The 25,185-nt window shown below is 65.1% G+C and carries 20 protein-coding genes and 1 pseudogene; 6 read left to right on the forward strand and 15 right to left on the reverse strand.

The window, feature by feature from the left end:
- Nucleotides 1-27 precede the first annotated feature (27 nt).
- Nucleotides 28-2,283 (reverse strand): arginine/lysine/ornithine decarboxylase, encoded by a 2,256-nt coding sequence (locus tag QOL82_RS03035; protein WP_283440740.1) that lies wholly within the window; start codon nucleotides 2,281-2,283, stop codon nucleotides 28-30.
- Between the two features lie 120 nt (nucleotides 2,284-2,403).
- The gene (locus QOL82_RS03040) at nucleotides 2,404-2,898 is read right to left on the reverse strand and encodes a dihydrofolate reductase (protein ID WP_283440741.1); all 495 of its coding nucleotides are present in this window, start codon (nucleotides 2,896-2,898) and stop codon (nucleotides 2,404-2,406) included.
- A gap of 209 nt (nucleotides 2,899-3,107) precedes the next feature.
- Between QOL82_RS03040 and QOL82_RS03045 the strand changes: the two genes are divergently transcribed.
- Nucleotides 3,108-5,243: a putative bifunctional diguanylate cyclase/phosphodiesterase gene (locus QOL82_RS03045; protein WP_283440742.1), complete on the forward strand. Its 2,136-nt coding sequence runs from the start codon at nucleotides 3,108-3,110 to the stop codon at nucleotides 5,241-5,243.
- 279 nt (nucleotides 5,244-5,522) lie between these two features.
- Here QOL82_RS03045 and QOL82_RS03050 read toward each other — a convergent pair whose 3' ends face one another.
- From QOL82_RS03050 to QOL82_RS03060, 3 genes and pseudogenes are all read right to left on the reverse strand, one after another.
- Nucleotides 5,523-7,727: a YgiQ family radical SAM protein gene (locus QOL82_RS03050; protein ID WP_430438425.1), complete on the reverse strand. Its 2,205-nt coding sequence runs from the start codon at nucleotides 7,725-7,727 to the stop codon at nucleotides 5,523-5,525.
- 367 nt (nucleotides 7,728-8,094) lie between these two features.
- Entirely contained in the window at nucleotides 8,095-8,523 is a 429-nt protein-coding gene (locus QOL82_RS03055) for a type II toxin-antitoxin system VapC family toxin (RefSeq protein WP_283440743.1), read from the reverse strand.
- Nucleotides 8,520-8,774 (reverse strand): annotated as a pseudogene (locus QOL82_RS03060) (type II toxin-antitoxin system Phd/YefM family antitoxin). The gene QOL82_RS03055 and the pseudogene QOL82_RS03060 overlap by 4 nt, the downstream one beginning before the upstream one ends.
- A 255-nt stretch (nucleotides 8,775-9,029) precedes the next feature.
- On the opposite strand from QOL82_RS03060, the gene QOL82_RS03065 reads away from it, so the two are divergent.
- Nucleotides 9,030-9,956: a 3'-5' exonuclease gene (locus QOL82_RS03065; protein WP_283440744.1), complete on the forward strand. Its 927-nt coding sequence runs from the start codon at nucleotides 9,030-9,032 to the stop codon at nucleotides 9,954-9,956.
- Between the two features lie 24 nt (nucleotides 9,957-9,980).
- Here the strand turns inward: QOL82_RS03065 and QOL82_RS03070 are convergent, their stop codons facing one another.
- Both QOL82_RS03070 and QOL82_RS03075 read right to left on the reverse strand, forming a co-directional pair.
- On the reverse strand, nucleotides 9,981-10,346 hold the full coding sequence (locus QOL82_RS03070) for a hypothetical protein (protein ID WP_283440745.1): 366 nt from the start codon (nucleotides 10,344-10,346) through the stop codon (nucleotides 9,981-9,983).
- A 101-nt stretch (nucleotides 10,347-10,447) separates the two neighbouring features.
- On the reverse strand, nucleotides 10,448-11,197 hold the full coding sequence (locus tag QOL82_RS03075; RefSeq protein WP_283440746.1) for an ElaB/YgaM/YqjD family protein: 750 nt from the start codon (nucleotides 11,195-11,197) through the stop codon (nucleotides 10,448-10,450).
- 335 nt (nucleotides 11,198-11,532) lie between these two features.
- Between QOL82_RS03075 and QOL82_RS03080 the strand changes: the two genes are divergently transcribed.
- Nucleotides 11,533-13,527, forward strand: coding sequence for an acetoacetate--CoA ligase (locus tag QOL82_RS03080; RefSeq protein ID WP_283440747.1), 1,995 nt, complete (start codon nucleotides 11,533-11,535; stop codon nucleotides 13,525-13,527).
- 33 nt (nucleotides 13,528-13,560) lie between these two features.
- On the opposite strand, the gene QOL82_RS03085 is transcribed toward QOL82_RS03080, so the two are convergent.
- The 6 genes from QOL82_RS03085 to minC all read right to left on the reverse strand — a co-directional run bounded on the left by QOL82_RS03085 (nucleotide 13,561) and on the right by minC (nucleotide 18,710).
- A complete protein-coding gene (locus tag QOL82_RS03085; RefSeq protein ID WP_283440748.1) occupies nucleotides 13,561-15,471 on the reverse strand; it encodes an AsmA family protein in 1,911 nt (636 codons plus the stop codon).
- A 227-nt stretch (nucleotides 15,472-15,698) separates the two neighbouring features.
- Nucleotides 15,699-16,499 carry a DUF429 domain-containing protein gene (locus tag QOL82_RS03090; protein WP_283440749.1) on the reverse strand — a complete coding sequence of 267 codons (801 nt, stop codon included), beginning with the start codon at nucleotides 16,497-16,499 and terminating at the stop codon, nucleotides 15,699-15,701.
- Nucleotides 16,500-16,524: 25 nt separating this feature from the next.
- Nucleotides 16,525-16,683 carry a hypothetical protein gene (locus QOL82_RS03095; protein ID WP_283440750.1) on the reverse strand — a complete coding sequence of 53 codons (159 nt, stop codon included), beginning with the start codon at nucleotides 16,681-16,683 and terminating at the stop codon, nucleotides 16,525-16,527.
- A gap of 136 nt (nucleotides 16,684-16,819) precedes the next feature.
- The gene (gene minE / locus QOL82_RS03100; RefSeq protein WP_283440751.1) at nucleotides 16,820-17,077 is read right to left on the reverse strand and encodes a cell division topological specificity factor MinE; all 258 of its coding nucleotides are present in this window, start codon (nucleotides 17,075-17,077) and stop codon (nucleotides 16,820-16,822) included.
- A gap of 1 nt (nucleotide 17,078) precedes the next feature.
- The gene (gene minD, locus QOL82_RS03105) at nucleotides 17,079-17,894 is read right to left on the reverse strand and encodes a septum site-determining protein MinD (RefSeq protein ID WP_283440752.1); all 816 of its coding nucleotides are present in this window, start codon (nucleotides 17,892-17,894) and stop codon (nucleotides 17,079-17,081) included.
- Nucleotides 17,895-17,933: 39 nt separating this feature from the next.
- A complete protein-coding gene (gene minC, locus QOL82_RS03110; protein WP_283440753.1) occupies nucleotides 17,934-18,710 on the reverse strand; it encodes a septum site-determining protein MinC in 777 nt (258 codons plus the stop codon).
- 301 nt (nucleotides 18,711-19,011) lie between these two features.
- Between minC and QOL82_RS03115 the strand changes: the two genes are divergently transcribed.
- From QOL82_RS03115 to QOL82_RS03125, 3 genes are all read left to right on the forward strand, one after another.
- Nucleotides 19,012-19,422 carry a hypothetical protein gene (locus QOL82_RS03115; RefSeq protein WP_283440754.1) on the forward strand — a complete coding sequence of 137 codons (411 nt, stop codon included), beginning with the start codon at nucleotides 19,012-19,014 and terminating at the stop codon, nucleotides 19,420-19,422.
- A 136-nt stretch (nucleotides 19,423-19,558) separates the two neighbouring features.
- Nucleotides 19,559-21,016 (forward strand): Ppx/GppA phosphatase family protein, encoded by a 1,458-nt coding sequence (locus tag QOL82_RS03120; RefSeq protein ID WP_283440755.1) that lies wholly within the window; start codon nucleotides 19,559-19,561, stop codon nucleotides 21,014-21,016.
- Between the two features lie 33 nt (nucleotides 21,017-21,049).
- Entirely contained in the window at nucleotides 21,050-22,288 is a 1,239-nt protein-coding gene (locus QOL82_RS03125) for a DUF445 domain-containing protein (RefSeq protein WP_283440756.1), read from the forward strand.
- Nucleotides 22,289-22,378: 90 nt separating this feature from the next.
- Here QOL82_RS03125 and QOL82_RS03130 read toward each other — a convergent pair whose 3' ends face one another.
- Entirely contained in the window at nucleotides 22,379-22,837 is a 459-nt protein-coding gene (locus QOL82_RS03130) for a SixA phosphatase family protein (RefSeq protein WP_283440757.1), read from the reverse strand.
- An 8-nt stretch (nucleotides 22,838-22,845) separates the two neighbouring features.
- Nucleotides 22,846-24,945, reverse strand: a complete 2,100-nt coding sequence (ppk1, locus tag QOL82_RS03135) for a polyphosphate kinase 1 (protein ID WP_283440758.1) — start codon at nucleotides 24,943-24,945, stop codon at nucleotides 22,846-22,848.
- Nucleotides 24,946-25,185 lie beyond the last annotated feature (240 nt).

The raw sequence follows: 25,185 nt of genomic DNA on the forward strand, positions 1-25,185 counted from the left end.
TCGCAAGGTCAGGCAGCGGCACAGCCTTCACTCCTGCCGCACGCAGTCAACGAAGTAGCCGCGCTTGCCATCGACTTCCCGGGTCACCAGGCCATGCACGTCGGTCTCGAAGCCCGGGAAGCGCTCGTTGAAGTCGCGTGCGAACTTCAGGTAGTCGACGATGGTGCGGTTGAAGCGCTCGCCCGGGATCAGCAGCGGAATGCCGGGCGGGTAGGGCGTCAGCAGGATGGACGTGACGCGGCCTTCGAGTTCGTCGATGGGCACCCGGTCGATCTCGCGGTGGGCCATGCGGGCAAACGCGTCCGACGGCTTCATCGCCGGCAGCATGTCCGACAGGTACATCTCGGTCGTCAGCCGTGCCACGTCGTAGAGCTTGTAGAAGCCGTGGATCTGCTGGCACAGGTCGCGCAGGCCGACCCGCTCGTAGCGCGGGTTGGCCGCGGCGAACTCGGGCAGGATGCGCCACATCGGCTGGTTCTTGTCGTAGTCGTCCTTGAACTGCTGCAGCGCCGTCAGCAAGGTGTTCCAGCGGCCCTTGGTGATGCCGATGGTGAACATGATGAAGAAGGAGTACAGGCCGGCCTTCTCGACGATCACGCCATGCTCGGCCAGGTACTTGGTGACGATGGACGCCGGGATGCCGGTGTCGCCGAACTGGCCGTCCAGCGACAGGCCGGGCGTGACGATGGTCGCCTTGATCGGGTCGAGCATGTTGAAGCCCGGCGCGAGCTTGCCGAAGCCGTGCCAGTCGTCCTCGGCGCGGATCATCCAGTCCTCGCGCGAGCCGATGCCATCCTCGGCGAAGTGATCCGGGCCCCAGACCTGGAACCACCAGTCCTGGCCCCATTCCTGGTCGATCTTGCGCATGGCGCGGCGGAAGTCCAGCGCTTCCAGGATGCTTTCCTCGACCAGCGCGGTGCCGCCCGGCGGCTCCATCATGGCGGCCGCGACGTCGCAGGACGCGATGATCGCGTATTGCGGCGAGGTCGACGTGTGCATCAGGTAGGCTTCGTTGAACGCGTCCTGGTCCAGCTTCACGGTCTCGGACTCGCGCACCAGGATCTGCGACGCCTGCGACAGCCCGGCCAGCAGCTTGTGGGTCGACTGGGTCGAGAAGATCATCGACTCCTTGGCGCGCGGCCTGTCCTTGCCGATCGCGTGCATGTCGCGGTAGAAGTCGTGGAAGGTCGCGTGCGGCAGCCACGCCTCGTCGAAATGCAGCGTGTCGATCTCGCCGTCGAGCATGCTCTTCAGGGTCTCGACGTTGTACAGCACGCCATCGTAGGTCGACTGCGTGATGGTCAGGATGCGCGGCTTCTTGTTGACGGCCTCGCGGGCGAACGGGTTGGCTTCCACCTTCTTCATGATGTTTTCCATCTTGAATTCTTCCAGCGGAATCGGGCCGATGATGCCGAGGTGGTTCCGGGTCGGCATCAGGAACACCGGGATCGCGCCGGTCATGATGATGGAATGCAGGATGGACTTGTGGCAGTTGCGGTCGACCACGACGATGTCGCCCGGCGCCACGGTCGAATGCCAGACCATCTTGTTCGAGGTCGACGTGCCGTTGGTGACGAAGTAGCAATGGTCGGCATTGAAGATGCGGGCCGCATTGCGCTCCGAGGCGGCTACCGGTCCGGTATGGTCGAGCAGCTGGCCGAGTTCCTCGACCGCATTGCAGACGTCGGCGCGCAGCATGTTTTCACCGAAGAACTGGTGGAACATCTGGCCAATAGGCGACTTCAGGAAGGCGACGCCGCCCGAATGTCCGGGGCAATGCCATGAGTAGGAACCGTCCTGCGCGTAATGGACCAGCGCGCGGAAGAACGGCGGCGACAGGCCGTCGAGGTAGGACTTCGCCTCGCGGATGATGTGGCGCGCGACGAACTCGGGCGTGTCCTCGAACATGTGGATGAAGCCGTGCAGTTCGCGCAGGATGTCGTTCGGTATATGGCGCGAGGTGCGGGTTTCGCCATACAGGTAAATCGGGATGTCGGCGTTCTTGTAGCGAATTTCCTCGACGAAGGCGCGCAGCGATTTCAGCGCGGTGTCGGTTTCTTCGGTCGAGCCGCCGCCGAATTCCTCGTCGTCGATGGACAGGATGAAGGCCGACGCGCGGGATTGCTGCTGGGCGAACTGAGACAGGTCGCCATAGCTGGTGACGCCGAGGACTTCCATGCCTTCCTTTTCCATGGCGTCGGCCAGCGCGCGGATGCCCAGGCCGGAAGTATTTTCGGAACGGAAGTCTTCGTCGATGATGACGATGGGGAAGCGGAATTTCATGAACTCTCCTGATGGACGAGGCGCAGCATGCGCCTCCCTGTCCACGCCAATAAGGCAAAAGCCGAATTTTCGCAGATATGTGTCGGGTGCGCTGCAAAAGCAGACCGCACAGCTTGCGATTTATCGCACGCGGTCGTAGGTCACGATCGCAAAGTCCAGTCCGCTGGCAGTCGACTGGAATGTGTCGCGTCCGGTCTCCCGCCAGGACGCCGGGTCTATGGCCGGGAAGAAGGTGTCGCAGTCGAATTCCGAGTCGATCTCGGTCACGATCATCCGGTCGGCAAGCGCGATGGTCTGCGCAAACAGTTCGGCGCCGCCGATGATGAAGGCTTCCGTCTCGCGCTGCGCGAGTTCGCGCGCCTGTTCCGGCGTCGCGGCTGCCAGCACGCCGTCCCTTTGCCAGGCCGGGTCGCGCGTCACGACGATGTTGCGGCGACCCGGAAGCGGCCGGCCGATCGAATCGAAGGTCTTGCGGCCCATGATGATCGCGTGCCCGGTAGTGGTGCGCTTGAAATGGGCGAGGTCCTCGGGCAGTTTCCACGGCAGGCGGTTCTCGATGCCGATGCCGCGCTTGCGATCCATGGCGACGATCAGGGAAATTCGGGGCTGGGACATGGGTAATGAAAAAGATGGGGGAGGGGCAGGGCAAGCCCATGAAAGCCGCCATGGTAAACGAAACGAATGATGAGAAACAGACACGATTGCCTGTAATGGAACTTTACAGGGAGAGCTGGATCGATCTAGAAAGCAAACACTGTATTTAATCAAAAATCTCGTGCCTGCCATGCAGCACCCCGGAGGCGATGCGCCACTCACCCGCGACTATGGACTCACTCCTCACCAAGCCGGCCGGACCGGCAATCCAGCAGACCGTGTTACTGGTCGGCCCCCAGTCCGATGCGCCGCCGGGCCTGCTGCCGCTCCTGCACAGCCTGGGCGCGCAGTCGCAGCATGCAGACAGCGGTGAACGGGCGCTGGAAATCCTGGTCGCCGAAGACATCGCGCTGGTGCTGGCCGACGTCGCACTTCCCGGCATGGACGGTTATGCATTGACCCAGTGGATACGCGAAAATTCGCGGACCCGGCATATCCCCGTCATCCTGCTCAGCAACGGCGTCTGGGACGCCGCCGCCATCGCAAGGGCGTACGAGGCAGGCGCCATCGACTACCTCGGCAGGCCGGTGGCCGAGCCAGTACTGTCGAGCAAGGTCGCGGTGCTGCTCGAACTCGACGGCAACCGGCGCCGCCTGCGGCAGGCGATCAGCCATATCGACAGCACCAAGGCCTATTACGAATCGATGCTCAATGCGGCCGGCGAGGGCGTGATCGGACTCGACCGGGACGGGCACATGCGGTTTGCCAACCCAGCGGCGCGCCTGATGCTGAAGGTCGAGAATGATCAGCTGGTCGGGGCCGACTACCGGATGTTCTACCCGTTTCCTGCCGGAGATGTCCCGCATTGGGAACATACCCCGTTTTTCCACACGTTGCGCCACGGGAAGGAGACCCGGATCGAGGAAACGATCTTCATGCGGCATGACCGCACCCACTTCCCGGTGTCGCTGTGCGTTTCGCGGCTGGCTGGGAACGGCGACGGCCTGGTCATCGTGTTCCAGGACATCTCGCAGCGCAAGGCGCTGGAAGAAGCCCTGCGCCGACAGGCGGTGACCGACCCCCTGACGGGTTTGAACAACCGCAGCGGTTTCAAGTCCGCCTTCCGGATCGCGCTCGACCGGGCGCGCCGGGCGCGCAAGAGCGTGGCGCTGATGTTCATCGACCTCGATCATTTCAAGCGCATCAATGACACGCTCGGGCACGCGGCGGGCGACTTCCTGCTTGCCGCGGTCGCCACCAGCATCAGGGAATGCGTGCGTTCCTACGACATCGTCTCGCGCATCGGCGGCGACGAGTTCTCGGTCGTGCTCGACGAGCTCGACGACGCCTCCAGCGCCGCGCAGATCGCCGGCAAGATCCTGACCGCGCTGCGCTGCCCGTTCCGGCTCGAGGACGGCATGCAGGTCACCATCAGCGCCAGCATCGGCATCGCCAGCTTTCCCGAATGCAGCGACGACGTCGACATGCTGATGCAGGCCGCGGGCGTGGCGATGTACCAGGCCAAGAGCGACGGCCGCAACCTTTACCATTTCTACATGCCCGAAATGAATGCGAAGGCGCGCCACCGGCTGATGCTGGAGCAGGCGCTGCGCGTGGCGGTGGAGGATGACGGCTTCTTCCTGCATTACCAGCCGCAGGTCGACATCGGAACCGGCAGGGTCGTCGGCTACGAGGCGCTGCTGCGCTGGGACCACGATCGCATCGGCAGCATCGCGCCCAGCACCTTCGTGCCGATGCTGGAGGAAACCGGGCTGATCATCCCGATGGGGCAATGGGTGTTCTCCACCGGCTGCCGCCAGCGCCATGCATGGAACAGCATGCTGCCCGAGCAGTGTTCGCTGTCGGTCAACCTGTCGCCGCGCCAGTTCGCCGACAAGAACCTGGTACCGCAGATACAGCGGGTGCTCGAGGCCAACCAGCTGCCGCCGTACCAGCTCGAGATCGAGCTGACCGAGAGCATGCTGATGTCCAATACTGAACACACCCGCAACCTGCTGCGCTCGCTGAAGGACCTGGGGCTCAAGCTGTCGGTGGATGACTTCGGCACCGGCTATTCGTCGCTGGCCTACCTGAAGCAGTTTGCGCTGGATGCACTGAAGATCGACAAGCAGTTCATCGACCACCTGACCACCTCCAGCAAGGACAAAGCGATCGCCCGCTCCATCATCCAGCTCGGGCATAACCTCGGCATGCAGGTGATCGCCGAAGGCGTGGAGACGGCGGACCAGGTCGAGACGCTGCAGCAGCTGGGCTGCGACGTGGTCCAGGGTTTCTACTTCGGGCGACCGGTTCCGGCGGGTGAAGTAGGCCGCATCCCGCAGGCGGTGGCGGTCGGGGCGCAGTAGCCCGACCAAGCGGCGACGACCCCGACGCCGCCGGCTCATCCAACGTGCCACCCGCAACATAAGCCCGGCGGCACCTGTCTCATGCCCACCCCAGGTCATGGCGTACCGGATGGGATCAATTCGACTGCGTGGCTCGCAGGCTCGTGGGGTGTAATGAGCGTAGCGCATTGCGCCACTCGCCAATCAGCCCCCATCGCCTGTGCGCAACGAATGGTGTAATGCGCTTGCGCTTATTACACCCTACGGTGTTTCATGGCGCGTTTTGAGCCGGGATCGGTATCACACCATCCGGCCGGGCTTGCCGCGCGCACTGCGCACCGGCTGGCGTTGCACGGCGGCGCCCGGACGAGGCTTGTTCTGGCCGAACTTGCGGGCCAGCTTGTCCGGTCCCGGCGTTTCGCGCTTGCGCTCGATCGCCTGCAGCGCCGGCGACGACGTGCCGCGCGGCACCAGGTGCTGCGGGCCGTTGCCGATCAGGTCGGAACGCCCCATCCGGTGCAGGCCTTCGCGCAGGATGTCCCAGTTGGCAGGGTCGTGATAGCGCAGGAAAGCCTTGTGCAGCTTGCGCACCTTGCCGGCCCGCACCGTCTCGACGATTTCCGATTCGTCGGTCACCTTGTGCAGCGGATTCTTGCGCGTGTGGTACATCGCGGTCGCCAGCGCCATCGGCGTCGGCAGGAAGGTCTGCACCTGGTCGAGCCGGAAGTCATTCTGCTTCAGCCATAGCGCCAGGTTCAGCATGTCCTCGTCGGTAGTGCCCGGGTGGGCCGCGATGAAGTAGGGAATCAAATACTGTTCCTTGCCGGCTTCCTTCGAAAAACGTTCGAACATCTCCTTGAACGCGTGATAAGCGCCCATGCCCGGCTTCATCATCTTGGACAGGGGGCCGTTTTCGGAATGTTCGGGTGCGATCTTCAACAGTCCGCCGACATGATGCGTCACCAGTTCCTTCACATATTCGGGCGAGCGCACCGCGAGGTCGTAACGCAGGCCCGAGCTGACCAGGATCTTCTTCACGCCAGGGATGGCGCGCGCCTTGCGGTAGAGCTGGATCAGCTTCGAATGATCGGTGCCAAGATTCGAACAGATGGTCGGATAAACACATGACAGGCGGCGGCAGGATTCCTCGATCGCCTTGTCCTTGCAGGCCAGCCGGTACATGTTCGCGGTCGGCCCGCCCAGGTCGGAAATGGTGCCGGTGAAGCCCTTGGTCTTGTCGCGGATCAGCTCGATCTCGCGCAGGATGGACGGCTCGGAGCGGCTCTGGATGATGCGGCCTTCATGCTCGGTGATCGAGCAGAAAGTGCAGCCGCCGAAGCAGCCGCGCATGATGTTGACCGAGAAGCGGATCATTTCCCAGGCCGGGATGCGCGCCTTGCCATAGCGCGGATGCGGCGCGCGGGCATAGGGCATGTCGAACACGAAGTCCATTTCGTCCATCGCCAGCGGCAGCGGCGGCGGATTCAGCCAGACGTCGCGTTCGCCATGCTGCTGCACCAGCGCACGGGCATTGCCGGGATTGGACTCCAGGTGGAACACGCGGGACGCATGCGCATACATCACCGGATCGTCCTTGACCTGCTCGAACGACGGCAGGCGCACGACGCTGCGGTTGCGCACTTCCTTCAGCGCGGCCATCCGCTCCTCGCGGGACAGGATCAGGATCGGCTTCGGCTCCTCGGGCGCGGCCTCGGTCTTGCAGGACGCGTCTTCCTTGGACTTCATTTCATACGGGTCGGGATGCGCTTCGATCCGTCCCGGGGTGTCGATGCGCGTGGAGTTGGCTTCGGTCCAGTCGGCTGCCGGCTTCCAGCCGCGCGGCACCATGAAGGCCGTGCCGCGCAGGTCGCGGATCGAGCGGATCGGCTCCCCGGCGGCAACCCGGTGCGTCAGTGCGATCAGCGCACGTTCGGCATTGCCGAAAATGAGAATATCCGCCTTGGAGTCGGGCAGCACCGAGCGCTTGACCTTGTCCGACCAGTAATCGTAATGCGCAATCCGGCGCAGGCTGGCCTCGATGCTGCCGATCACCACGTTGACTTCCGGATATGCTTCGCGCACCCGCTGCGCATACACCACCACCGCGCGGTCGGGCCGCTTGTCCGGGTCGCCGTTGGGCGTATAGGCATCCTCGGAGCGGATCTTGCGGTCCGACGTGTAGCGGTTGATCATCGAATCCATGTTGCCGGCGGTGATGCCGAAATACAGGTTCGGCCGTCCCAGCGAGCGGAAGTCGTCGACCGACAGCCAGTTCGGCTGGGTCAGGATGCCGACCCGGAAACCCTGCGCCTCCAGCAGCCGGCCCACCAACGCCATGCCAAAGCTCGGATGGTCGATATACGCATCGCCCGTCACCAGGATCACGTCGCAGCTGTCCCAGCCCAGCGCATCCATCTCGGCCCGCGTGGTCGGCAGGAAGGGCGCCGGCGTCTGATAGTCGGGACGATAACGCGGGTAGGAACGGATATTTTTTGGAGCTTCCATGGGGGCCAGAGGTAATGCGCATGCGCCGCGATCGCGGACATGCCGGGTGAGCATACGGGGGAAGACGGGAGTATGACAGCTTTGACGGAAACTGGCCGGGCGGCGCTGAAATTGCCAGCGAACTCGCGTGAAACAAGCGCAGTACTGCGGGACTGGCGGACGAAATTTTTCTTGCAGCGTATCGTTGAAGTCTGCTCCCGGGTGTTTCCTGGAGAAATGCAGTAGTTGATTCCCTTCAACTACGCCGCATGATGCTTTCGCCGTACTGGCGCGATCTCGAATTCGATAAAACGCTTGCAATACCACCCGGACTGGCCGCCAAAATCCAGAATGTCCGCTCGGCTTCGCAGTTTCTTCCGCGCTGCTGTCATGGCGATTTCGCCCACGGATTGAGGAGGTTGATTCCTGTAGGTTTGAAATCAGCGACGTTGCGAGTCGCCACCGTCATACGATGCACAAGGGCAGTTGCCGCGATGAGTGCGTCGCGCTCGCTGCGTTTGTCGGGCACATGCAAGCGGGCGCGGCGTTGTGCCACGGCAGTATCGATAGCCAGCGTGCGTTGTGTGAACTCAGGCAACACGTGCTGCTGCAGCCAGGACCGCAACAGCATTCCCTGGGCGGCGTTTTTTCGCTCTATGGATAGAACGCCGATTTCCAGTTCCATGATGGTGATAGCGGATACGAAGAGGTCGGAGGCGTCGACGCTTTCTGTCCATGCCGCCAGGTTCATATCGGCCTTGCCAAGCCACACCTTGCGCAGTTCCGACACCACGTTGGTATCCAGAACGAACATCATGAAAAGTCAGCCGGCTGGATTTTGAGTGTAATGCGCGGCGGCTCGAACTCGATGTCGGCAACATCGGGCATGGCCAGCGCATCAGCAATGTTCCGCCGTTGCCTCGTGAGGCGTTGATAGTCTTCAAAACTCAAAAGAACATGGGCAGGTCGACCCCGGGCTGTGATGAACACCTGTCCACTGTTCGCCGCGCGCTTCGCTTCGCTGGCACCCTAGTTGAATTCGCGACCCGAGATGGTCGTGATCGGCATGGAAACATCTCATTGAAATGGCGAATGTAGAAATGTTGTTACTAATTAGTGTGAGTCGCAAGATGCTCGAACAGGCGGGACAGCGACCGCCGTTGTTGAATAAAGGCGATCCGGCATAGTGGCGGCGGAAGGGGCAAACGCCGCAATCGAGGCCGCGGGACGACATGGGACGCCTTATCGAGCTGGATTCATAAACAGAAATACCGCGCCAAAGCCCGGTATACTCGGCGCGATTACCGTCTTCACCCCGTTTTCATGTCAGAACAAGATCCCCTCAGCGCCGGCGATGCCGAGCAGCTGGCCAGGCGCCTCGAATGCCATCCCGCTTACCGCATCCTGCGCCGCCTGCCCGAACGCAGCGGCTATGCCGAACCGGACGGCAGGGCGCTTGCGCGCGGTGCGGTGGTCGACACCGAGACGACAGGCCTTAACCTGGAGACGGATGCGATCATCGAGTTTGCGATGGTGGTATTTGAATACTGCAGGGAAAGCGGCCAGGTGTTCCGGATACTGGAAATTTTCGACCAGCTCGAAGATCCTGGCGTGCCGATCCCGCCGGCATCGACGGCGGTCCACGGGATTACCGATGACATGGTGGCCGGTAAAAAGATAGACGATGAACGGGTAGCGGAACTGGTGCAGGGACTGGACCTGGTGATCGCCCATAACGCCCGCTTCGACCGCCCGTTCCTGGAAGAAAGGCTGCCGGTCTTCCGGACGCTGCCATGGGCCTGCTCGCTGCACCAGGTGGGCTGGTCGTCCGAAAGCATGCCTTCCGCCAAGCTTGAATATCTCGCCTACCGGATGGGATTCTTCTACGATGCGCACCGGGCGCAGACCGATTGCCTGGCGCTGCTGGAATTGCTGCAGACGCCGCTTCCGGTATCAGGCCGGCTGGCGCTGGCCTGCCTGCTGGAAAAGGCGCAGGACAGGGACTTCCGGGTCTATGCGGTGAAAGCGCCGTATGACAGCAAGGACCTGCTCAAGGCGCGCACCTACCGCTGGGACCCGGAACGCCGCTGCTGGCATCGCACGCTGAGCGGCGACATGATGCCCGACGAAATCGCCTGGCTGAAGGCGCACGTGTACGGCGGCCGTCCAGCCAGCCTGGACTTCGAGGCGATGGATGCGCTGTGCCGTTTCTCGATGCGGGTCGGGAAGATATTCAGCCGCGAAATCTGAAGCCCCCAAGTCCGGGCAGGCGGCTTACTTGGGCTGTGCGCCCGGCTTGTCGATGGATTCAGGCGTGGAGTGATTATTGACCTGGCCGGGCATCGGCATCGCGGTCGATTCCTGTTCCTTGTCCAACGTCTTTGGATTGGCTTGCGAAGGACTGGCCGAATCGGGCACCGTTGCGGCAACGGTAGGCGACTGCGGCGGTATGGCGGCATCCTGCTTGGGCATTTCAGATGGCGGGGCGGCAACCGACACGCCCTTGCTTTCCACGGTAGCCGCACCGGGCTGGGAAACTGCGGTCGGCGTGGCGACTGCATCCTTGCGTCCGCAGGCGGGCAGGGTGGCCAGAATGCCCAGCATCAGGCAGCCGGACAGCAGGTAATTCGTTTTCAACATGGTCTTTCCAATATTCGCCAGCAGGCGCAACGCTGCATGCCAGCGAACTGGATGCAGCCAGACTATGCTGGCGGACCGGTCGGCCCGCCAGCCCATGCGCGTTAGCGGCGCAGGATGCGGCTCAGGATGTAACCGGCGCCGGCGGCAATCGCCAGTGCGGTCATTGGCTTTTCGCGAACACGCACGCGGGTGTCGGCGATGACCTGGTCTTGCAGGTCCTTCATCTGCGATGCTTTTTCCGACACCTTGGTGGCTGCCTGCGAAGCAACGGTGGATACCTTGTCGACAGCCATGTGCGCGGTGCCCGACAGTTTCTCGACGGTAGGACGGGCAGCATCGGCTGCCTTGTCTATCGTGTCATGCGCAGTCGTCTTCGCCTGGTCGACGGTTTCCTTGACCGATTCCTTGGCCTGGTCGACGGTTTCCTTGACGGACTCTTTCGCCTGGTTGACGGTTTCCTTGGCAGACTCTTTCGCCTGGTTTATCGAGCCGCCCATCGAACCTGGCGCTGGCGTGGTGCTGCCGGTGCTGCCCGAAGTGCCGCTGGCAGGGGTCGACGCGCTCTTGGTGTCCGACGACGATGTAGGCGTGGTGGTGCTGCTGCCCATCGAGCCGCTGCTGCCGGTCGTACCGCTGCTGTTCTTGTTGTCGCTGCCCGAAGCGCCGCCGCTCATGGAACCGCTGCCCATGTTGCCGCCGCTGCCGGTATTGCCGCCTTTTGAAGCGCCGCCCATATTGCCACTGCCGGTCGCATTGCTACCGGTGGTGTTGCTGACCGTGGAACCGCTGCCGGTGGTGCCGGAGGTCGGACCGGTGCTGCTGCCTGGCATGTTCTTGCTTGTATCCACCATGATGATTTCCTTTGAAAAGTCGTATATCAAGCATCCATAAAGGATGCGCATTAAAGGCGCGCCAGAAAAGCCGGCCGCGAACCTCAGGACAAGCCGGGTGTAAGCACTCGCCACATGTTGAAAACAAGATAAAACATTTGTCTGCACGGATTCGGTTCGCTACCGAACACAATAAGGACATTTATTAAAATGGCAAGCAGGCCGCGCCAAAATAAGCGGCAATCAGGCCGGTCGTTTGCGCCTGCGCAGCCTGGTCTGGCCTGTCATCGCACATGGCTTTTGCGTTAATCTGTCATGGAGACAGTTTTCCATACCAACAACAAAGGAGCGCCCCCATGCAGTCCGAGCAGCCAACACCCCTATGGACCCCGTCCCCGCAGCGTATTGCCGACAGCCGGTTGCAGGACTACCTGCACTGGCTGGCGCGGGAAAAGAACCTCTCCTTCGGCAGCTATGAGGAATGCTGGGAATGGTCGGTGACGCGCCTGGAAGATTTCTGGGAGTCGATCTGGCAATACTTCGATATCAAAAGCTCGGCCCCCTATACGCAGGTGCTGGACCAGCACCGGATGCCGGGCGCGAACTGGTTTGCCGGCGCCAGGCTCAATTTCGCCGAGCAGGTTTTCCGCTTCCATGACGATGCCGACGGCGCGGCGAAGCCGGCCATCATCTCGCGCTCGGAATTGCGCGGCCTGTCGCAGCTGTCTTGGGCCGAATTGCGCGACCAGATCCGCGCGGTCGCCAATGCGCTGCGCGCGCTGGGCATCGGGCCGGGCGACCGGGTCGTCGCCTACCTGCCGAATATCCCCGAGACCGCGGTAGCCTTCCTGGCCTGCGCCAGCATAGGCGCGATCTGGTCCAGCTGTTCGCCCGACATGGGCCACGCCAGCGTGCTCGACCGCTTCCGCCAGATCGACCCGAAGCTGCTGCTGGCGGTCGACGGCTACCGCTACGGCGGCCGCGATTTCGACCGGCTGGACGTGGTGCGCACGATGCGCGAGTCGCTGCCGACGCTGCAGAACACGGTGCTGCTGCCTTACCTGGACGCCGGCGCCAGCCTGGGCGGCGCGCTATCCTGGCAATCGCTGCTGGACCACCCGGCGGCCGGCGCGGAGCCGATGCACTTCGAGCAGCTGCCGTTCGACCATCCGCTGTGGATACTGTATTCGTCCGGCACCACCGGCATGCCCAAGCCCATCGTCCACGGCCACGGCGGCGCGCTGATCGAAGGCATCAAGGGCCATGCGCTGCACCTGGACCTGGGGCCGGACGACCGCTTCCTGTGGTTCTCGACCACCGGCTGGATCATGTGGAACTCGCAGGTGATGGGGCTGCTGGTCGGCGCCACCATCTGCATCTACGACGGCAACCCCGGCTACCCCGACCTCGGCACGCTGTGGCGCTTTGCCGGCGAGACCGGCATGACCTTCTTCGGCGCCGGCGCCGCCTACTTCGGCAACTGCATGAAGTCCGGCATCGAGCCGGCGCAGCTCGCCGACCTGTCGCCTCTGCGCTCGGTCGGCGCGACCGGCTCGCCGCTGTCGGTCGACGGCTATGAATGGATCTATCGGCATGTGAAGGAAGACCTGCTGCTGGCGGCCATCAGCGGCGGCACCGACATTGCCGCGTCCTTCGTCGGCGCCTGCCCGATCCTGCCGGTGTATGCGGGCGAGATGCAGGCGCGCGGGCTGGGCATCGCGGTCTACGCGCTGGACGACAATGGCAACAGGCTGCAGGACGAAGTCGGCGAACTGGTCGTGACCGAGCCGATGCCGTCGATGCCGCTGTATTTCTGGAACGACGCCGGCAATAAGCGCTATCTCGAAAGCTACTTCGAGACCTATCCCGGACTCTGGCGGCACGGCGACTGGCTGCGCATCACGCCGCGCGGCGGCGCCATCATCTATGGCCGCTCCGACACCACCATCAACCGGCACGGAATACGGATGGGGACGGCGGAAATCTACCGCGTGGTCGAAGAGCTGCCCGAAGTGCTGGACAGCCTCGTGGTCGACCTCGAATACCTGGGGCGCGAGTCGTGGATGCCGCTGTTCGTGGTGCTGCGCGACGGCGTGACGCTGGATGAGGCGCTGGAGCAGCGCATCCGCGAGAAGATCCGCAGCGCGCTGTCGGCCCGGCATGTGCCCAACGCGATTTTCCAGGTGCAGCAGGTGCCGCGCACGCTGACCGGGAAGAAGATGGAGCTGCCGGTCAAGAAGCTGTTCCTCGGCATGCCGGTCGAACAGGTGGCCAACCGCGACGCGATGGCCAATCCGGAAAGCCTGAACTTCTACATGGACCTGGCGACGCAGCGGGCCGCGCAGGATTAGGCAGGGCTGCCCGGCGCTCGCCCGGCGGCCGATTTAGCCCTTGTCGCTGAACACCGCCTCGCACGGGTCCGGGCCGGGATTGGCCGCATCCCAGGCGGCGGTGGCGACCAGGCTCAGGCCGCCGGTGACGATGGCCGCGCCCAGGCGCGCCAGCGCCGACGGCGTGCCGACCGGGTCCAGCGCCATCTTCGGCTTGCGCAGCCTGCCGGCGATGCTGATGTCGCCCGACAGCGCCGCGATGCCCAGGCTGACGCCGTTGCGGGCCTGCACCCGGCCGTGCAGGTCCACGGTCTGGCGCCTGAGGTCGACCGTGCCCGAGGTCAGCAGCTTGCTGGCCTCGCTGCGCGCCCCGACCGCCGCGCGCGCCGCCACGCCGTTGGAAAAGGGCAGGCGGGCGGCGAAGCAGCCGAGCTTTATCTGCGGCGCATCCTTTTCCGACAGCAGCGCCGTCATGCTGGTCAGCAGGCTCTCGACCTCGCCCGCCTTTTCCGAGCGGACCAGCGTCGCACCGCCGCGTATCGTCGCCAGGCCGTCGAGGGTGGCCGCCATCTCTCGCAGCGACTCGCCGCGGCCGCTGACATTCGCATCGATCTGCATCGGTCCGCCGCTGACCGGGACCTTGCGGCCGCGCTCGCTGAAAAACCGTTCGAGCCGCACGCCGCCGGCGGCCAGCTTCAGCTGCGCCGAACGCTTCGCGCCGGCCAGCTTCAGGCTGCCGCTGGCCTTGCCGCCCAGCAGCTGCATCGAAAACGCGGGGATGTCGACCTTGTCGTCATGGCTGTCGACGGTCGCCGCGACATCGGCCAGCGCGATGCCGGAGCGCAGCGTCAGCTTTCTGATCTTTACCGCCAGCGCCATGTCGGCGCCGTCGAGCGCATCGACCGCGGTCCACGCAAGCGGGTAATGCCGGAACAGTTCGTTCCTGGGTATCGGCGGCGGCGTCGGGCGTCCGGCGTCGCGGGTGAGCACCGCCCAGTCGATGGCGGGGCTGTCGATCGCGCCGTCGATGCGGGTGCGCTCGCCGCTGCGCTGCAGCCGGAACGTGCCGGACGCCTCGGTCTGTCCCAGCTTCACGCGCAGCTTGTCGATGTCCAGGTGGTCTGCCGCAGCCTTCAGCGTCGCGTGGACCGACAGCGGCGCCTGCAGCGGCCGCGCCGCCTCGATGTCGAAAAAGCGCAGCAGCGCGTCCACCGACTGCGCTTCCAGAGCGACGGCGGCAGCGGCGTCGCCGCTTTGCAGCGACAGCGGCAGCCTGCCCCTGACGTCGAGCCGGCCCGACGGCCAGATTGCCGCGATTTCGCCGTCGGTCGCCGCGCCGTCGGCGCCGGCCTGCGACAGGTCGGCCAGCCGGGCCTGCAGCGTCATCGTCTGCTGCGCATGCTCGACCTGGCCCTGCAGCCGCAGGTCCTGCCAGTTCGGGCTGGCGCTGGCCGACAGCGACGGCAGCCGCCAGCTGCGCGGTCTGGCGCCGCCATCGCGGTAGACGATCTCCACCTTGCGCAGCTCGACCTGCGCCAGCTGCCGCCAGTCCATCCTGCCGTCGCTGCGGCTGTCCAGATCCCAGCTGCGACGCCCGTCGGCGGCGCGTTCCAGCATCAGGCGGCCGCCTTCGACATGCAGCGCGCCCGGCGCGACACGGCCGGACAGCAGCGCGCGCCAGGACAGGCTGACGTCGAGCAGGTCGGCCGCGGCCAGCTGCGGCGACTGTGCCCAGGCCGGCGCGGAAAGCGTAATGCCGGTCGCGCGCACGCCCGGGACCGGGAACAGCCGCAGCGACAGGGTGTCGATCGCAAGCTCGCGCGACCACGCGGTGCGCGCATGATCCTGCGCCATCGCCTTCAGGCGCTCGCCGTCGAACATCGCATGTGCGACCAGCGCAGCGACGGCCAGCAGCAGCGCAAGCACCGCCGCCGTTACCGCCGCCTTCTTCCGCCATCCAGCCATTTTTTATTCCTTGTTATCGGTTCCGGCGCCCGGGCCTGGCTTCGACTTTGCAGGCAATTCAATCCGCCGATGCAGCGGCAGCGAGCCTCGCACGGGCAGGAGGCGGCATCGCATCGGGTCAGCCGTCGCGCAGCGAGGCCGACGGCTGGGCGTCCGACCGCGCGATACGCCGCGCCGCCGCGCCAGTCCCGTGCCGCGCAGCACCGAGGCGACTCCCCGATGCGCGGTCAGGCCCCGACGATCCATCCCTCCAGCGCATCGAATTCCGGCATGCCGTAACGCGCTTCGCGCCGCTGCCATGCCCATGCCGCCAGCACCGCGCACAGCGCCGCGTCCAGCAGGTCGCCGCTGCCGTCGTCCACCAGCGCCTCGCGAAAATCGCCGGCATCGAGCTTCACGTCCCACCGGTGCTGGCCCGCTTCGAGCATGCCGACGATCCGTTCCCGTGCCTCGCGCCGCGCCGGCGTCTGCTTGCTGCGCAGGTCGTTCTTGTAGGACGCGCGCGTGATGTCGCGGGCCACCATGCCGGGATAGCCCTCGAACGCAATGCGGTCCGGGTCGCCCGGATGGAGCTGATAGATGGTGACGCCGGCGGCCAGCAATTGCGGCACGCCCGCATGCAGCATGTAGGCCACCGGCGGATTGACCCATTTCATCGATGGCGACGAGCCCGCCGGAAAGTCGGTGGCCCGGTGCGCAAACTTGCCGCCCACCGGGCGGGCGTCGCAGAAGGCCTTGAAGGTCTCGCGCATCTCCGGCCGGGTGAGGCTGGTCACATGCCGCATCAGCGGCGCCCATTCGGTGGGCCATTGCAGGTGTTCGACCAATTCGCGCGGCAGCGAGAACGGGAAATCGAACGCGCCCAGCCAGGGCCCCGGCTGGCGCAGCCATGCATCGAAGGCCGCATGGTCGGGCAGGCTGGTCAGCGATTCGAGGATGAGGACGTCGCCATGCAGTTCGCCGCTGGCGATCGTGATGCCCTTGCGGCGGCTGGGTGCGGACGTGTAGTCGACGCCGTGGAGTTTCATTGCGCTGGCCGTGTCCGCGGCGCGCCTAGTTGCCGGCGCCGGGCTGGTAGGCCGAGGCCACGTCGGCCGGCAGGCCCTTCGCGCCCGGCGTCCATCCCAGCAGCGCCGACGCCGCCAGGCCGCACAGCAGCAGCACCGCCAGGAAGGCGGTCAGGCGAAGCAGCAGTCGGGAGAGCTTGATCATTGCAGTAGGCGGCGCAGGCCGGCATTGTTATACCGGCCCAGTATGCCGCGGAGGAACGCCGCGCACAGTACGTTGCCGTACACAATGCGCGGCGGCAGCCAGCCGCAGCCGCCTGCAGGGATCGGAGGTCGGCGGGTCAGCGCGGCGCGTCTGGCAGCACCACGTTCACGTCGAGCACCTCCAGGTTGCCCTGGCGGTCGAGCGAGATCTTGATGTCGTCGGCATTGACCTTGGTGTACTTCGAAATGACCGCGATCAGTTCCTTGTGCAGGGCCGGCAGGAAATCCGGCCCCGCGGTGCCATTGCGTTCACGCGCAATGATGATCTGCAGCCGTTCCTTGGCCGCGGTGGCGGACTTGGGCTTGTTGCTGAACAGGAAGGAGAGGAGGGCCATGTCACTTGCCTCTAAAGATTCTCTGGAACAGCCCGGGTTTTTCGTAAGTGGTGAAGCGCATCGGCACTTCTTCGCCGAGAAAGCGCGAGACCACGTCCTTGTAGGCCTGCGACACGTCGCTGCCATCGATATGGATCGCCGGGTTGCCCTGGTTGGATGCATGCAGCACCGACTCCGATTCCGGAATGATGCCGATCAGCGGTATGCGCAATATTTCCTGGACGTCGGTGTAGGACAGCATTTCACCGGCGTCGACGCGCTTGGGCACGTAGCGGGTGATCAGCAGGTGTTCCTTGACCGGTTCGCCGCCGGCTTGCGCGCGGCGCGACTTGGCCTGGATGATGCCGAGGATGCGGTCGGAGTCGCGCACCGAGGACACTTCCGGGTTGGTCACGATGACGGCCTCGTCGGCGAAGGTCAGCGCCATCACGGCGCCGCGCTCGATGCCGGCGGGGGAGTCGCAGATGATGTACTCGAAGTCCATGGCCGCCAGGTCCTTGAGCACGCGCTCGACGCCTTCCTCGGTCAGCGCGTCCTTGTCGCGGGTTTGCGACGCCGGCAGCACGAACAGGTTCTCGCAGTGCTTGTCCTTGATCAGCGCCTGGTTCAGCGTCGCTTCCTGGTTGATGACATTGATCAGGTCATAGACCACGCGCCGCTCGCAACCCATGATCAGGTCGAGGTTGCGCAGGCCGACGTCGAAGTCGAGCACCGCAGTCTTGTGGCCGCGCAGAGCCAGGCCGGACGCGAAGCTGGCGCTGGAAGTGGTTTTGCCAACGCCGCCCTTGCCGGACGTTACGACGATTATCTTTGCCACAAACAAACTCCTTTATATGAAAAACGGTGGTGACAACTATTAACGATGCAATGCGGACGTCATTGCGATGACCTCGATGCGGTCGCCCAGCAGGCGCACCTGGCCCGGCGCCTGCGCCAGTTCCTTGGGCAGGCCGTCCTCGAAGGTACGGTAGTAGCCGGCGATGGAAACCAGTTCAGGCTCCATGCTCATCGCGAAGATCCTGGCGTCGCTGTCGCCGCTGGCGCCGGCCAGCGCCCGCCCGCGCAGCGGCGCATAGACGTGGATGCTGCCGTCGGCAATCAGTTCAGCGCCATTGTTGACCGCGGCCGTCACGATCAGGTCGCAGCCATGCGCATAGACACGCTGGCCGGCGCGCACCGGCGTGTCGATGATCATGGTGCCGCGCGCCGGCTGCTGGATGACCGGCGGCGGCGCGGCGGGGGCCGCGGCGACGGGAGCCGGCGCCGGGGCCGGGGCGGCCTGGGCTTCGGCCCGCGCCGCCATGCGCGGCTTGGCCACCACGTCCAGGCTCAGGCCGTGGGAAATGATCTCGGCTTCCAGCGCCGGCGGCGCATTGCGCACCGCCACCGGCGTCAGCCGGTGCGACTTGAACAGCGCGATCAGCGCCGGCCAGTCGATCGGCGGATGGTCCTGCGTCAGCTGGCCGATATCGAGGATCGCGAACTCGTCGTCGAAATAGTCGGCAGCGCCGCCAGTCAACTGCGCCATTGCCTCCTGCAGCGCCGGCATGCTCGTGTCGTTCAATATGGCAGCCACCGCAACCACGGTGGAAATCTTGATTTCGATAGGCTTGCGTACTGGAGTAGTCGACATAAAAAACCAGGTGGTGGCGTAAGGAATTCCGGATCAGGCAACATCGGCCATGGTCGAAGGCAAGTTGCCGCTTCATAACAAAAAACGGGCCGCGATCCGGCGGCCCGACATGCGAAGCGCCCGAAACGGCCGGGCGCTTGCAGTCCGGCGGTCATTATAACGTCATAGTTCTGCCTTTCTTCTTCCCGCGCCGACATTAAAAACCGGGTATCGGCGCGTCCGATCGGCGATTTGCCTCATTCAGGGAAAACTGATTCGGTCGAATGGTTACATAGCGCCTTTTCCAGAGGAGACAATTTCCATGAGGCCATTTTCTGCAGCCCCGTTCCGCAGCGCCGCCCTGACGGACACCGACCGGGAGGAAGACCTGGACGCCACGGTCTCGTTCAGCGACAGCGACGACGGCCTGCCCGACCCGCCGGTGCTGCAGAAGCTGGCCCAGGCGCTGCTGGCCTGGAACCCGGCGCTGGTGCCGGCCTATGCGCGGCTCGACCATGTCCCGGAAGAACTGGCGCCATTTGCCGCCTTCCTGGTCCAGCTCAGGAAGGAACTGCAGGGACGGGCTGCCTCCTGCGGCGAGGTCATCGGCTGGCTGCAGGCGCTCGCCGCCGACGATGCGGCACGGCGCCGCGCCTTCCGGATCGCATCCGGCGCGGACGGCGCCGGCACGGCGATGGAAACCTACCGGGCAATCCGCAACGCGGCGCAGTAGCGCGGGCGCCGCGCCTTGAGGAAAACCGGGAGCAGCCTTAATTTCGGGGAAGCCTGGCGGCTTGTTCCGTTATGATTGCCGCTCAGCCCGCGAGGGCCGCTTCCACCCGGTCGCCCATCATTGAAGAAAGATATCCATGTTCGCCGCCGTTGATCTTGGCTCCAACAGTTTTCGCTTGCATATCGGCCATTACGACGGCAACGCCATCCGCGTGATCAAGAGCGCCCGCGACCCGATCAGGCTGGGCGCGGGCCTGGATGCCGACGGCAACCTGACGCCGCAGGCGATGCGGGTGGCTGCCGAGTCGCTGGCGCGCTTCGCCACCGTGCTCGCCGCCTACGAGCTCGACGCGGTGCGCGTGGTGGCGACCAATACGCTGCGGATCGCGAAGAATGCCGACGCCTTCCTGCCCGAAGCCGAGAATGCGATCGGCTACCCGATCGAGATCATCTCGGGCGAGGAGGAGGGCAGGCTGATCTACCTGGGCGTGGCCTGCTCGCTGGCCAATCCGGGCGAGCGCCGCCTGGTGCTGGACATCGGCGGCGGCTCGACCGAGCTGATCATCGGGAAGGGCCTGGACATCCTGCTGGTCGATTCCTTCAGCACCGGCACGGTGCGCCAGAGCGACGGCTTCTTCATCGACGGCCGCATCGACGCCGCGTCGTTCGAAGCCGCAATCATCTCGGCCTGCGGCTATTTCGAAGATGCCGCGCCGCTGTACAAGGCGCATGTCTGGGACACCGCCTACGGTTCGTCGGGCACGCTGCGCTCGATCTCGGAAGCGATCGCGAAGAACGGCCTGGGCGACGGCCGGCTGACGCTGGCCAGCCTGAATGCGCTGAAGCAGCGGCTGATCGAATTCGGCAGCGTCGCCGCCATTCAGCTTCCCGGCATGAAACCCGACCGGGCGCCGGTGCTGGTAGGCGGGCTGGCGATCCTGATCGCGGTGATGCAGGAACTGGACATCGCGGTGATGCAGCCGATCGAGGCCGGCCTGCGCATGGGCGTGCTGTGGGACCTGCAGCTGCGGGCCACCCGCCGCGACCGGCGCGAACAGTCGGTGCGCGCCTTCCTTCAGCGTTTCCAGGTGGACGAGGCGCGGGCCGGCCGCACCGCCGACATCGCCGCCACGCTGTACGCCCGGCTCCGGCCCGGCAACGACGCCACCACCCGGCCGCTGTACTGGAGCGGGCTGCTGCACGAGGTCGGCATGGCGGTGTCCCACAGCGGCTATCACAAGCATGGCGCCTACATGATAGAAAACGCCGACCTGTCCGGTTTCACCAACCGCGACCAGCGTCTGATGAGCCGGCTGATCCTGGGCCAGAAGGGCAACCTGCACAAGCTCGACGCCATGCTGACCGAGCCCGACTTCGTGCGCGCGGTGCTGTCGCTGCGCCTCGCGGTCATCTTCATGCATGCCCGCATCGAAGGCTCGCTGCAGCAGGTGGGCCTGCGCATCCGCAACCGCATCGAGCTGGAGTTTCCGCGCGACTGGCTGGTCGCGCATCCGACGCTGTCATTCTGGCTCGACAAGGAGCGCGACTACTGGAAGGAAGTGGGCACCGACTTCCAGGTGCGCCTTGCGGGCTGACCCGGGCCGCGCCCCGATGCGGAACCAGCGCTGATGCGGATGCCGGACACCGCGCCGCCGGCCGGCATGGTCAAGATGCGCCGCATCGCCACCGGCCTGCTTGTGCTGATGGCGGTGGTCTTCGTCGCCGCGCGGCTGCTGCAGCCGCGTTATCCGTGGCTGTCCTTCGTGGTCGCCTTCGCCGAAGCCGCGATGGTGGGCGCGCTGGCCGACTGGTTCGCCGTCACCGCGCTGTTCCGGCATCCGCTCGGGCTGCCGATCCCGCACACCGCCATCGTGCCGGCCAACAAGGACCGCATCGGCAGCAGCGTCGCCGATTTTCTCGAAAACAATTTCATGACCCGCGAAGTGCTGGCCGAGGAGCTGCGGCACATCGACTTCGCCGGCGCGGCCGCGCACTGGCTCAGCGAGCCGGGCAACAGCCGCGACGTGGCGCTGCAGATCACGCGGGGCGTGCCGACCGTGGTGCGGATGGTGGAAGACCAGGATGTCGGCAGCTTCCTGCAGTCGACGCTGTCCTCGGGACTGAAGAACGTGCGTTTCGGGCCGCTGCTGGCCGAGGTGCTGGACGTGCTGGTGGCCGACCGCCGGCACCAGCAGCTGTTCGATCACCTGGTCGGCATGGCGGCCACGGCCCTGGAGCGCAACCAGGACACGATACGCCAGAAGATCCACGACGCCAGCCCGCGATGGATGCCGCGCATCATCGACGAGAAGCTGTTCGAGAAGATCATGACCGAATCGCAGGCCATCCTCGACGAGATGCGGCAGGAAGACAGCGAATGGCGCGAGCGGTTTCATCGCAGCGTGCAGGAGTTCATGGACAAGCTGCGCAGTTCGCCGGACTACGAGGCGCGCATTGCCGGCGTGGTGGACCAGACGCTGCAGCATCCGCTGTTCAAGAGCTACACACACACGGTCTGGACCACCGTGCGCGACCGCCTGCTGGCCGACGCCGACAAGCCCGATTCGCGGATTGCCGCGCAGTTCGAGCGGGCGCTGGCGGGCGTCGGCAATGCGCTGCAGCGCGACGCCGCGGTGCAGGACAAGCTCAATGGCTGGATCCGACAGTTCGCCGCGAATGCGATCTCGAGCCGGCGCCACCTGATCGCCTCGCTGGTCAAGCGCGTGATCCAGAAATGGGACGCCGAGACCGTGTCGCGCAAGTTCGAGTCCTATGTCGGTCGCGACCTGCAATACATCCGCATCAACGGCACGCTGGTCGGCGGCCTGGTCGGGCTGCTGCTGCACCTGGTGTCGATGGCGCTGTGACCCGGCCGCGGCGGCGGCAATCGCGGCAGCGGAGATCCGCGGGGAAAAACCGGCGGCCCGCCGCCAGCGACGGCGCGCAGGATCCGTCGCTTATTTCCCGCAGAACTCCGGCGACATGACGGCCTTCAGGTAGACCTGCGCCTGGCCATGCCGCTCGCGTCGCGAGATCCACCAGACCGCGCCCTTGCGCAGCGTCCAGTCGGCTTCCGCGCCATGCACCAGCAGCGCCGCCAGCTGCCCCAGCACCGGCTGGTGGCCGACCAGCAGCACCGGCTCGCGTGCGTCGGGCCAGTTGGCCAGCTCCAGGATGCGCTGCGCATTGCCTTCGGTGCCGAGGTCCGCATGGATGCGGTACTTGCGCCCCAGCGCATCGGCCGTCTGCACGGTGCGCCGCGTCGGGCTGCACAGGATGCGGCAGCCGGCGGGCAGGTGATGGTCCAGCCAGCCGGCCATCTTCATCGCCTGCTTGCGTCCTTTGGCCGTCAGCGCCCGCGCTGCGTCCGGCTCGCCTTCCTCGGCTTCCGCATGCCGCCATAGAATCAGGTCCATTGCATCGCTCACTTTCCGGAAATTTTGCCCAGGGTTTTCATCAGGTATTGCTGCGCGCTGAACGCGGGCTGCTTGCCGCGCGCGCGGCGCCGGCGGTAGCGGCCGTCGGCTGCCAGTTCCCATGCGTTCGCATTGTCCTTCAGGTAAGGCTCCAGGCCCTCCTTCAGCACCCGCCGCTTGAGCGCGCGGTCCAGCACCGGGAATGCGACTTCGATCCGGCGAAACAGGTTGCGGTTCATCCAGTCTGCGCTGGACAGGTAGACGTCATGCGCCAGGTCGTTGCGGAAGTAGAAGATGCGGCTGTGTTCGAGGAAACGGCCGACGATGGAGCGCACCCGGATATTCTTCGACAGGCCCGGCACGCCCGGCCGCAGCGAGCAGGCGCCGCGCACGATCAGGTCGATCTTCACGCCATCGCTCGACGCCGCGTACAGCGCGCGGATCACCGATTCGTCGACCAGCGCATTCATCTTGGCGATGATGTGCCCGGGCCGGCCCAGTCGGGCGATGCGGGCCTCGTTGCGGATCGCGCGGATCATTTCCCGCTGCAGGTCGAACGGCGCCAGCCACAGGTATTGCAGGTTCTTGGGCTTGGTCAGGCTGGTCAGGTGGATGAAGACCTCGTTGACCTCGGTCGTCAGCAGCGGATTGGCGGTGAGCAGGCCGAAGTCGGTATACAGCTTGGTCGTGGTCGGATGATAGTTGCCGGTGCCGAGGTGGGCGTACTGCTTCAGCTCGCCTCCCTCGCGCCGTATCACCAGCGCCAGCTTCGCATGCGTCTTCAGGCCGACCACGCCGTACACCACCTGCGCGCCGACGCGCTCGAGCCGGTCGGCCCAGTTGATGTTGGCTTCCTCGTCGAAGCGGGCCATCAGTTCGACGATCACCGTGACTTCCTTGCCGCGCTGCGCCGCCAGGATAAGCGACTCCATCAGCAGCGAATTCATGCCGGTCCGGTATATGGTCTGCTTGATGGCGACCACGTTGGGATCGTGCGCGGCGCTGCGCACGAATTCCAGCACCGGCACGAAGGACTGGAACGGGTGGTGCAGCAGCATGTCCTTCTTGCGCAGCACCGCGAAGATGTCGGCGGCGTCGAGGGCGGGCGGGTAGGACGGCGTGAACGGCGGAAAGCGCAGCGCCGGCTGGTCCACCGCGTCGGCCAGCGCCAGCAGCCGCGTCATGTTGACCGGGCCGTCGACCGCGTACAGCCGGCTTGCCGGGATGGAAAACTGGTTGAGCAGGAAGTTCGACAGCGTCGGCGGGCAGTTGCGCGCCACTTCCAGCCGGACGGCGAAGCCGAAATGTCGGGACTGCAACTCGCTTTGCAGCGCCTGGCGCAGGTTCTTCACCTCTTCCTCGTCGACCCACAGGTCGCTGTCGCGGGTGACCCGGAACTGGGAATACGCCAGTACCTCGCGCCCGGTGAACAGGTCCGAGATATGCGCATGGATCACCGACGACAGCAGGCAGAAGGACATGCCGCCGTCCGCCGAGAGCGCGTCCGGCAGCCGGATCACGCGCGGCAGCACGCGCGGCGCCTTCATGATGGCGATCGCGGTGCCGCGCCCGAACGCATCCTTGCCCGACAGCTCGACGATGAAATTCAGGCTCTTGTTGACCACCTGCGGAAACGGATGGGCCGGGTCCAGCCCGATCGGCGTCAGCAGCGGCCGCACCTCGCGGTCGAAGTAGGATTTGACCCAGGCCCGCTGCGCCTCGTTGCGGTCCTGGTCGCGCAGCAGGTGCACGCCGTGGCGGGACAGCTCCGGCAGGATCTCCCCGTTCAGGATCGCATATTGCCGCTCGACGATCTCGTGGGATTCCGCGCTTGCATCTTCCAGCGCCGCATCGGACACCGGGACGCCGGCGGCATGGCCTTCGATGCGCGCGAGCAGGCTGGCCACCCGCACTTCGAAGAACTCGTCCATGTTGCTGCTGACGATGCAAAGGTAGCGCAGCCGTTCCAGCAGCGGCACGGCCGGGTCCTCGGCCTGCGCCAGCACGCGGCGGTTGAATGCCAGCTGGGAAAGCTCGCGGTTCAGGATCACATCCGGCGGCAGCTTCTCGCCGGTAGCGGCAGGCGTCGCCTTGTTTTTTTGTGTCATATAACGCAGTTGGTCCTGTTTTGGCTGCCCAGAGTGTAGGCAGAGAATATGACAGCTGCGTGACATCCGGTTGAACCGGCGGCTGCGCCCCCTGTCATCTGCATTACATCACGTCATAAAGCTGTCATATTTGTCCGATAGAGTGCGCGCTGTGATAAACGCCCGGTCAGGAACAGCGATGCGACTCCAGAGATTCTTGCTTGCAGGCTCGCTGCAACGCGCACGGCCATGCAGCGCCGT

The organism is Noviherbaspirillum suwonense (genome assembly GCF_900182955.1).
GTDB classification, from domain to species: domain Bacteria; phylum Pseudomonadota; class Gammaproteobacteria; order Burkholderiales; family Burkholderiaceae_D; genus Noviherbaspirillum_A; species Noviherbaspirillum_A suwonense.

Excerpts from the sequence above, each read along its gene's own strand:
- QOL82_RS03045 (WP_283440742.1), top strand. The coding sequence starts at position 3,108 with ATGGACTCACTCCTCACCAAGCCGGCCGGACCGGCAATCCAGCAGACC.
- QOL82_RS03115 (WP_283440754.1), top strand. The coding sequence starts at position 19,012 with ATGAGGCCATTTTCTGCAGCCCCGTTCCGCAGCGCCGCCCTGACGGAC.
- QOL82_RS03085 (WP_283440748.1), bottom strand. The coding sequence starts at position 15,471 with ATGGCTGGATGGCGGAAGAAGGCGGCGGTAACGGCGGCGGTGCTTGCG.
- QOL82_RS03120 (WP_283440755.1), top strand. The coding sequence starts at position 19,559 with ATGTTCGCCGCCGTTGATCTTGGCTCCAACAGTTTTCGCTTGCATATC.
- QOL82_RS03055 (WP_283440743.1), bottom strand. The coding sequence starts at position 8,523 with ATGATGTTCGTTCTGGATACCAACGTGGTGTCGGAACTGCGCAAGGTG.
- QOL82_RS03075 (WP_283440746.1), bottom strand. The coding sequence starts at position 11,197 with ATGGTGGATACAAGCAAGAACATGCCAGGCAGCAGCACCGGTCCGACC.
- QOL82_RS03070 (WP_283440745.1), bottom strand. The coding sequence starts at position 10,346 with ATGTTGAAAACGAATTACCTGCTGTCCGGCTGCCTGATGCTGGGCATT.
- QOL82_RS03040 (WP_283440741.1), bottom strand. The coding sequence starts at position 2,898 with ATGTCCCAGCCCCGAATTTCCCTGATCGTCGCCATGGATCGCAAGCGC.
- QOL82_RS03035 (WP_283440740.1), bottom strand. The coding sequence starts at position 2,283 with ATGAAATTCCGCTTCCCCATCGTCATCATCGACGAAGACTTCCGTTCC.
- QOL82_RS03095 (WP_283440750.1), bottom strand. The coding sequence starts at position 16,683 with ATGATCAAGCTCTCCCGACTGCTGCTTCGCCTGACCGCCTTCCTGGCG.
- QOL82_RS03130 (WP_283440757.1), bottom strand. The coding sequence starts at position 22,837 with ATGGACCTGATTCTATGGCGGCATGCGGAAGCCGAGGAAGGCGAGCCG.
- minC (WP_283440753.1), bottom strand. The coding sequence starts at position 18,710 with ATGTCGACTACTCCAGTACGCAAGCCTATCGAAATCAAGATTTCCACC.
- minE (WP_283440751.1), bottom strand. The coding sequence starts at position 17,077 with ATGGCCCTCCTCTCCTTCCTGTTCAGCAACAAGCCCAAGTCCGCCACC.
- QOL82_RS03090 (WP_283440749.1), bottom strand. The coding sequence starts at position 16,499 with ATGAAACTCCACGGCGTCGACTACACGTCCGCACCCAGCCGCCGCAAG.
- QOL82_RS03080 (WP_283440747.1), top strand. The coding sequence starts at position 11,533 with ATGCAGTCCGAGCAGCCAACACCCCTATGGACCCCGTCCCCGCAGCGT.
- QOL82_RS03125 (WP_283440756.1), top strand. The coding sequence starts at position 21,050 with ATGCGGATGCCGGACACCGCGCCGCCGGCCGGCATGGTCAAGATGCGC.
- ppk1 (WP_283440758.1), bottom strand. The coding sequence starts at position 24,945 with ATGACACAAAAAAACAAGGCGACGCCTGCCGCTACCGGCGAGAAGCTG.
- QOL82_RS03050 (WP_430438425.1), bottom strand. The coding sequence starts at position 7,727 with ATGGAAGCTCCAAAAAATATCCGTTCCTACCCGCGTTATCGTCCCGAC.
- QOL82_RS03065 (WP_283440744.1), top strand. The coding sequence starts at position 9,030 with ATGTCAGAACAAGATCCCCTCAGCGCCGGCGATGCCGAGCAGCTGGCC.